We start from the raw sequence: 7888 nt of genomic DNA on the forward strand, positions 1-7888 counted from the left end.
TTATTGGGCCCGGGTCCCTGGAATTCATTCCAGGGACCCGGGCCTTTTTGCGTTCCCGGGCGATTTTCCGGACGATTCTTGGTGACCGCCTCAGCGACATGCGGGAGCGGAACACGGCCCGAGCAGAGCCTGGCCGGTGAGAAACAACGACTGCGTCGAGCACGCACCAGCCGGCAACGGTCTCTGCGGACCGGCCGGTCGGGAGCACGGTGTCGGCGGGACCGTCGGGGGCGGGAATCGCGTTGCCCGGGTGGTGCGCGTCAGGCAGGCTCGGTTCATGGGCTATGAGGTCAGGACCGTTCGGTCGGGGGAGTGGAGACAGCTCAGGGAGCTGAGGTTGGCGGCGCTGGCTGACCCGCTCGCGCCCATCGCGTTCTTCACGCCCTACGTCAAGGCAGCCGGGCGTCCGGACGAGGAATGGCAGCAGCAGGCGAAAGAGGGCGAAGGCACCGCGGCCGGCGCCACGTTCGTGGGGCTGGACGCCTCGGCTGCCGGGGCCTGGGCGGGCATGGTGGTGGCGCGGCTGTTTCCCGATCACGCCCTGCTCGTCGGTGTGTACGTACGGCCCGGGCACCGTGGAACCGGGCTGGCGGGGCTGCTGTTCGACGCCGCGGTGCGATGGTGCTGGCAGCACGCCTCGGTCGATCGGCTGCTGCTGCACGTACACGAGGACAACACCCGAGCGGAACGCTTCTACGCCTCACGCGGGTTCGTCCGGACCGGGGAACGTGAACCGGACCCTCGGTCCCCCGGCCTCCACGCCTACCGGATGGAACTGCTGCGGCCCGAGTGACTGGCGCCCAACTGCGGCCACCAGGCGTGGGCCTGGTCCATCGAACGCAGGTAGGCGAACACCCGGAGCCCGTTCTCGGCACCGTGGCTGAGCAGAGCCGGCAGGCCCGCCAGTGGGGCGACCGTGGCAGGGCCGTCCAGGATCAACGTCAGTGGTGGGTCGAGCCGACCGGCGGATGACCGTTCGGCCACGCGCCGGCCGTGCTCGACCACGTTCTCGGTGAGGGCGGTGAGGAGCGGCATCGTGCCGGGCGCGCGACGCGGGACCTCGACGGACTCACCCATGAGATAGAGCGTGCCCATTTCCTGGAGGAACGACTCCCGTGCGGCGGTGTCGATTCGACTGGCCGTGCAGGCGTTGCGCACGTGCAGCTGGGAGAGGGAGGCCAGGGCTCGGCGGATCAACTCCATGGCCTGGTCCCGGCGTTCCGGGTGGGCGATGAGCATGGCCTCCAGCTCGCCAGCGGTGCCGGCGGCGGCACCGCGGTCCTTGCGGAGGATGCGCACGGCGTCACCGACGGCTCCGGTGGCCGTCCAGCGGTGCACCTGGCGGAAGGGCCGGCCGCTGACGGCGACCGCGTGCAGGCAGCAGCGGAGGATCGTCTCGGCGGCCGCGTGGGTGGTCTCGTCGGCCCTCGCTGGACTGCGGACCGGCGTGAGCAGGGCTGCCGCGCGGCTACGTGCGGTCGCCGGGTCGGCGCAGCCGTGCTCGGGCGACCAGCTGAGCCGAACCGGAGCCTCGGTGAGGTGGCCAGGGTCGTAGAGGTACGTCGGCCCGAGCTTGCTGCGGGCGCCCACGGTCTCCCGCCACAGGCTCACGTCGGCGGTCACGACCAGGGCGGGCCCCTCAGCGGCCCGAAGGGCCTCCGCGGGATCTGCGGCGTGCCGCAGACGAAGCCCGGGGTGGGGGTCCGGAGCTTCGTCGTGCGCGGGCAGGGGAAACGCCGGCGGCTGCGGCGCGCGCAGCGGCTCCGGGCGCTGACCGGACGGCGCCGCAGGCTCCGGACCGGACGGCTCACCGGCCTGCCCAACGTGCGGTTCGGACGCCTGCCGGTCGAGCGGCTCGGTCGGAACGCCGGGACGGCCGTTGTGGGGATGGACCGATTGCTCGGTGAGGGGCGCTGCGGTGGGGGCCGGCACCTCGTGAGCGGCGGGTGATCCGGGGAGGGGAGCGGAACGCGGGTCGGGCGTGCGGTGCGCGTCGGCGCGGGCGGCCTTGCGCAGCGCTCTTCGGCGGCTGACGGACACGGCGACGGCCAGTGTCACCGTGCCCAGGACGAGGAGCTGGCTGATCAGCACTCCCCAGAACAGGCCGGGCCGCGGCAGGGTCGCCGCCTCGGCGGACGGCCAGGCGGCGGCCAGGTCGCCGGGCTCGGTCACCAGTGCGCGCAGGGCCAGCGGCGTGCGGGTGAAGCCCAGGCCGGACGGCCAGCTGCCGTGCGAGAACAGTCCGGCCAAGCCGGCCGCCGTCCACGTCAGCAGGGTCAGACTCAGCAGCAGGGCCAGCCCGCCGACGAGCAACGAGTCGGGCACCCCGCCGCCACGGGGGCCCGGGCCGGTGGGGCGAGCGGCGGGCGGGAGGTCATGGGGCATGGGTCAGGCCACCGTTTCGTCCGCCGTGGCCAGCTCGTCGAAGTGGATGGCCCGGTTCTCCGTTTCCGACTCGAGCGCCTCGTCGATCTCCTCCAGAGCGGTGGCCTCCGGCGGGCCCTGCCGCGGGGAGGACTCCGTCATCGCCCGGTCGGTGAAGACCAGCGGGCGTTCCGCCTCGGTGATGAGGTGCTTGACGACCTGCACGTTGCCGTTGACGTCCCAGACGGCGATGCCGGGGGTGAGCGTCGGAATGATCTCCACCGCCCACCGTGGCAGCCCGAGGACCTGACCGGTGGCGCGTGCCTCGTCGGACTTCTGGGCGTAGATGGTCCGGGTGGACGCCATCTTCAGGATGGCGGCGGCCTCCCTGGCGGCCGCGCCGTCCACGACGTCCGACAGGTGGTGCACCACGGCCACGAAGGAGAGACCGAGGCGGCGGCCGAACTTCAGCAGCCGCTGGAAGAGCTGCGCGACGAAGGGGCTGTTGATGATGTGCCACGCCTCCTCCACGAGGAAGATGCGCTTCTTCCGGTCGGGCCGGATCCAGGTGTGCTCCAGCCACACACCGACGATGGCCATCAGGATGGGCATCGCGATCGAGTTCCGGTCGATGTGCGAGAGGTCGAAGACGATGAGCGGCGCGTCCAGGTCGATGCCGACGGTCGTCGGACCGTCGAACATGCCGCGCAGGTCACCGTCGACGAGGCGGTCCAGGACCAGCGCCACGTCCAGCCCCCAGGACCGCACGTCCTCCAGCGCCACGTTCATCGCCAGGGCCGACTCGGGGCGCGGGTGGCGCAGGTGCTCCACGATGTCGGTGAGGACCGGCTGCCGGTCGGCGATGGTCGCGTTGACGAAGGAGTGCGCCACCTTGAGCGCGAAGCCGGCCCGCTCGTCGAGGCCGTGGCCCATGGCGACCTCGATGATGGTCCGCAGCAGGGCGAGCTGGCCCGTGGTCGTGATGGACGGGTCCAGGGGGTTCAACCGGATGCCCTGGTTGAGGGCCGCCGACGGGTCGAGGCGGATGGGCGTGATGCCCATCTCCTCGGCGATCAGGTTCCACTCGCCGACGCCGTCCTCACCCTGCGCGTCCAGGACCACCACCTGCCGGTCGCGGAAGCGGAGTTGACGCAGCACGTACGTCTTCTCCAGCGCGGACTTGCCGTTGCCGGACTCACCCAGCACCAGCCAGTGCGGGGCGGGCAGTTGCTGGCCGTAGAGCTGGAACGGGTCGTAGATGTAGCCCTTGCCGCTGTACACCTCGCGGCCGATGATCACGCCGGAGTCGCCGAGCCCGGGCGCCGCGGTGGGCAGGTAGACGGCCTGGGCCTGCCCGGTGGACGTGCGGGCCGGCAGCCGGGTGGTCTCCGTCTTGCCGAAGAGGAAGCTGGTGAAGGCGTCGGTGATGGCGGTCAGCGGATCAAACGCGGCCATGGGGGGAAGGCCTCCTCATCAGCGGATTCCAGTGGCGAACGGGAGGGTGTTCACAAACGCCCGGTGGTGCTCGCGGTCGCACCACTCCAGCTTGAGGTAGCTCTTGCCGGCCGACGCCCGGATGGTGCGCTTGTCGCGGGCCAGCGCGTCCGGGTTGCGGGCCGACACCGTCAGGTAGCCGACCAGGTTGACGCCGGCGGCACCGCTGGCCAGGTCGTCGCCGCGCTGGTCCACCCGGCCGTGGGCGGCGATGTCCCGGGGGTCGATCGTCCGGTTCATCTTCGCCTGGCGGCTGGCCTCGGCCTCGTCGTTGGTCTTCTCCGTCAGCATGCGCTCGATGGCCACCTCGGTCGGTTCGAGGTCCATGCACACGGCGACGGTACGGATGACGTCCGGGGTGTGGACCAGCAGCGGCGCCAGGAAGTTCACGCCGACCGGCGTCATCGGCCACTCCTTGACCCACGCCGTGGCGTGGCACCACGGCTCGCGGGTGCTCGACTCGCGGGTCTTCGCCTGGAGGTACGTGGCCTCGGTGGCGTCCAGCTCGGCAGGCCAGGCGTTGCGCTTCGTCATGGCCTGGATGTGGTCGATGGGGTGGTCCGGGTCGTACATGGAGTGGATCAGCGACGACAGCCTGGCCTGTCCCAGCGGCTGCCGCACCCGGATGTCCGCCTCGGCCAGCCGGGCGCAGATGTCGGTCAGTTCGCGCGTCATGATGACGGCCAGGCCCTCGTCCCGGGACAGCTTGGCGCGCTTGTTGGCCTTGGCGATCGTGGCCGCCTCGGCGGCCAGCTCACGCCCGTAGCGCATGCACGCCACCAGGTAGGCGCGGTGCTGCTCGCTGGACGTCGACACCATCGACTGCAGCTGCTCGTAGGACTCCTGCAACCAGCTCGCCGCGCGCTCGTCACCGCGCTGCGCGACGTCCTTGGCGTGCGCGTCCGGGTCGGCGGGCAGCGTGCGGGCCAGCATCTGGAGCCGGACGACGTACCCGTCCCCGTTGGCGACGTGCTTCAGCAGCGTGCCGAAGCGGTCGACCAGCGCCTCCTGGTCCTCGCTGTCCCGCAGGCCCACACCTGGGCCCTCGATCTCGATCGCCGCCGTCACGGTCCGCCGGTCGGCGTGCAGCAGCACGGCGATCTCGTCCGGGCCGAACGGCGCCGAGATCCAGTTGATGCGGCCGACGCCGGGCGGCGGGCCGATCTCGACCTCACGGCCGTCCAGGTTCACCCCCGCCTCGGCGGCGCCGGAACGGTAGGTGGCGCCCTTGCGGCGCAGTCTGCGATAGGAGCGCTTGATCTCGAACCACCGATAGAAGGTACGGCCGTCGTACGGCACGTAGACGGCTGCCAGGGACAACATGGGGAAACCGACGAGCAGCACGATGCGCAGCGACAGCACCGGCACGAGCAGACCGCTCATCATGCCGAAGAACGCCCCGATGACGATCAGCGCGATCTCTCCGGTCTCCCGGTTCTTGCCGACGATGGCGTTCGGGCGGGCGCGGCCGATGGTGTAGGTGCGGCGCGGCGCGAGGTGGTGGGCGGAGGACGTCACCTGCGGTCACCTCCGGTGCGGTTGCTCGTGGTGCCGGGTGCCTGGCGCTGCGGGGGCGGGCCGGCCGGCGTGCCGGTACGACTGCCGTGCGCGGCGACCCCGCCGGCCACCGGGTTCGGCTGCCGGGGCGTGCTGCCGCCGCGCTCGCCGCCGCTGCCCCGGCTGCTGTGCGTGTTGATGCCCTGCCGCAGCATCGCGGCGGGAGTCGAGATCGCGGCCACCGCCTTGCGGGAGGCCGGGTCGGAGGTGGCGTTGCGGTGCCGGACGATGTCGTCGCCGAACCCCGGCACGAAGCGGTAGATCATCGCCGACGCGAAGATCGCCAGCAGGATGATGGCCAGCCCGGAGACGATCGCCGAGAAGGAGTTCGGTCCCTCGTCGGTGGCCAGCGCGCCCGCCAGCCCGAGCACGATCACGATGACCGGCTTGACGAGGATGACCGCGATCATGATTCCGGCCCAGCGGCGCACGTGCGACCACATGTTCTTGTCGACCAGGCCCGCGTACACCACGACGCCCAGCAGCGCGCCCACGTAGAGCAGCGCGGCCCGGATGACGAGCTCCAGCCAGAGCACGCCGGCGGCCAGTACCGAGACGAGCGACACCACGATCAGCATGATCGGGCCGCCGCCGATGTCCTCGCCCTTCTCCAGGGCTTCGGCGAACGAGCCGAAGAACTTGTCCGTCTGCGAGCCCGTGCCGGCCGCCAGGATGTCCGTGACGGCGTCCGTGGCCGAGACCAGCGTGTACAGGATCAGCGGGGTGAACGCGGACGCCAGCACCACCAGCCAGAGAAAGCCGACCGCCTCGGACAGCGCGGTGGTCAGCGGCACGCCCCGGACCGCCCGCTTGGCCACCGCCAGCAGCCACAGGACGAGCGTGAGGATCGTCGAGGCGGCGAAGACCACGGCGTACTGGCGGAGGAACGCGGCGTTGGTGAAGTCCACCTCGGCCGTCTGCGCGACCGCCTCGGACAGCTTGCCGACGATCCACGAGGCCGCCTCCGCGCACCCCTTCGCCAGGGACGACAGCGGGTCCAGGCTCTGGAGCGTCTGCGACCCGCCGCCGTCCCCGGTACCGCCGCCCGAAGCCTCGCCTTCGCAACGTTCGCGGGCCGGGCCGAAGATCAGGTCGCATTCCGCAGCCGGTGTGGGGGAGGGCGACGGGGAAGGTGCGGCGACCGCACGCGTGCCGAAGACGACGCTGACGAACTGTGTCGCTGCGGCGAGCGCCGCGACCCCTACCACGCGGACACATCGACTACCTGGCATAGGTGAACCCTCCGTACCCCTCGACCGCTTCCGCGATGTCGTCCGCGCTGGACGCCCTGAGATCACCGTTCACTGGGGCCGGGCCTGCTTCCTGTGCGAAGCTCTCGACCCTCCAGTCCCCGTCCACCCATGCCAGTTTCAGCTTCATCGTGAACCAGTCAGTCGTCACGGGGGTGGTGGATTCCTCGCCGGCCAGGCCGTAGATGCCCGTGCACCAGACCTCGAGGTCGGCGGACTCCGAACTGTAGGACACGACTTTCGTTCCGACCGGAACGGTACGTGAGACATACGTCGATCCGGATGGTGCGGTGCCGTCATCCTGAAGACCGAGCTTGTCGAGGAAGGCAGCGGAATACGCCTTGTCCATCCGAGCCCGCATGTCATCGGCCTTGGCCGGCACGAACACCTTCTGCACGATCTCGGGGCGGGCGCCGGGCTGAATGATCTCGGCAGACACCAGCGCCACCGCGTAGTTGGCGGCGGCGCTCTGGGCGCCCTGTTCGGTGCGGGCGAAGCCGCTGGGGATGCCGCCGGCGCCCTGCACGGGGGCCACGCCGGTGGGGGCGGTGGGCCGGGCCTGGTCGGCCGGCTTGTCGTCGGCCTCGCCGCCGCTTCCGCTTCGGGTGGCGAAGGCCAGTGCCGCGACGAGCAGGACGACCACGCCGACCACTGTCAGAAGGCTCTTGCCGGGGCGGACCACCGGGGATCTCGCGCCGGTCGACTCGCTCTCGGGCAGGCGGGTGCGGGTGCCGCGGCGACCGGAGTCCGCGTACTCGCGCTCGTCGCCGTAACCGTCGCCGCCCATACTCATGTTGCGCGTGCCCCCTCAGGCTCAGCCGCCAACCACCGCTGTCCATTGTCCCCTCAACCGAAGGTAATGCCGACGCCCGTCCCATGGGCGGAGTGTGACGATGTGAAAGCAAAGTGAGACGCCTTCCCGGTGAGCGCGTCCGTCGTGCTGCTCCGGGCCTGCCTGGGCAGCCGTTCGTCCATCTGTTCGCCGCTCTGAGCCGGGGATGAGCCGGTGTGAGCCGGGCGTGCGCCGGCTGGGGGTGGACGCGGGGCGGTCTGGCGTCGGTTCCGGTTTCGCCCCGGGCCCCTCCGGGTTCCGCTTTCGGTTCTCGCCGGTGTCGCTTCCGGGCCGGGCCGGGCTGAGCCGCGCCGGGTCGGGGGCGCGCGGACGCGACACCTGGGTGGCATGGCACGAGGGGGACGCCGACCTTCGGTGGCCTGCCGGGCGG

6 protein-coding genes are annotated in these 7888 nt (G+C 71.3%); 1 reads left to right on the forward strand and 5 read right to left on the reverse strand.

Annotation, left to right across the window (positions count from 1 at the left end; translation table 11 throughout):
- The first annotated feature begins 337 nt into the window (after nt 1–337).
- Entirely contained in the window at nt 338–793 is a 456-nt protein-coding gene (locus tag ACYVE9_RS10340) for a GNAT family N-acetyltransferase (RefSeq protein ID WP_461027474.1), read from the forward strand.
- Here ACYVE9_RS10340 and ACYVE9_RS10345 read toward each other — a convergent pair.
- The 5 genes from ACYVE9_RS10345 to ACYVE9_RS10365 are packed head-to-tail and all read right to left on the reverse strand — an operon-like array spanning nt 763 to nt 7458.
- On the reverse strand, nt 763–2385 hold the full coding sequence (locus tag ACYVE9_RS10345) for a type VI secretion protein (RefSeq protein WP_461027475.1): 1623 nt from the start codon (nt 2383–2385) through the stop codon (nt 763–765). The two genes, ACYVE9_RS10340 and ACYVE9_RS10345, sit on opposite strands and share 31 nt — an antisense overlap.
- Before the next feature lie 3 nt (nt 2386–2388).
- Entirely contained in the window at nt 2389–3819 is a 1431-nt protein-coding gene (locus ACYVE9_RS10350; protein ID WP_461027476.1) for an ATP-binding protein, read from the reverse strand.
- Between the two features lie 18 nt (nt 3820–3837).
- Nucleotides 3838–5376 carry an SCO6880 family protein gene (locus ACYVE9_RS10355; protein WP_461027477.1) on the reverse strand — a complete coding sequence of 513 codons (1539 nt, stop codon included), beginning with the start codon at nt 5374–5376 and terminating at the stop codon, nt 3838–3840.
- Nucleotides 5373–6647 (reverse strand): hypothetical protein, encoded by a 1275-nt coding sequence (locus ACYVE9_RS10360; protein WP_461027478.1) that lies wholly within the window; start codon nt 6645–6647, stop codon nt 5373–5375. Before ACYVE9_RS10360 ends, ACYVE9_RS10355 begins: the two co-directional genes overlap by 4 nt.
- Nucleotides 6637–7458 (reverse strand): hypothetical protein, encoded by an 822-nt coding sequence (locus tag ACYVE9_RS10365; protein WP_461027479.1) that lies wholly within the window; start codon nt 7456–7458, stop codon nt 6637–6639. The genes ACYVE9_RS10360 and ACYVE9_RS10365 overlap by 11 nt, the downstream gene beginning before the upstream one ends.
- Nucleotides 7459–7888 lie beyond the last annotated feature (430 nt).

The sequence above is a fragment of the Streptomyces sparsus genome (assembly GCF_054776295.1).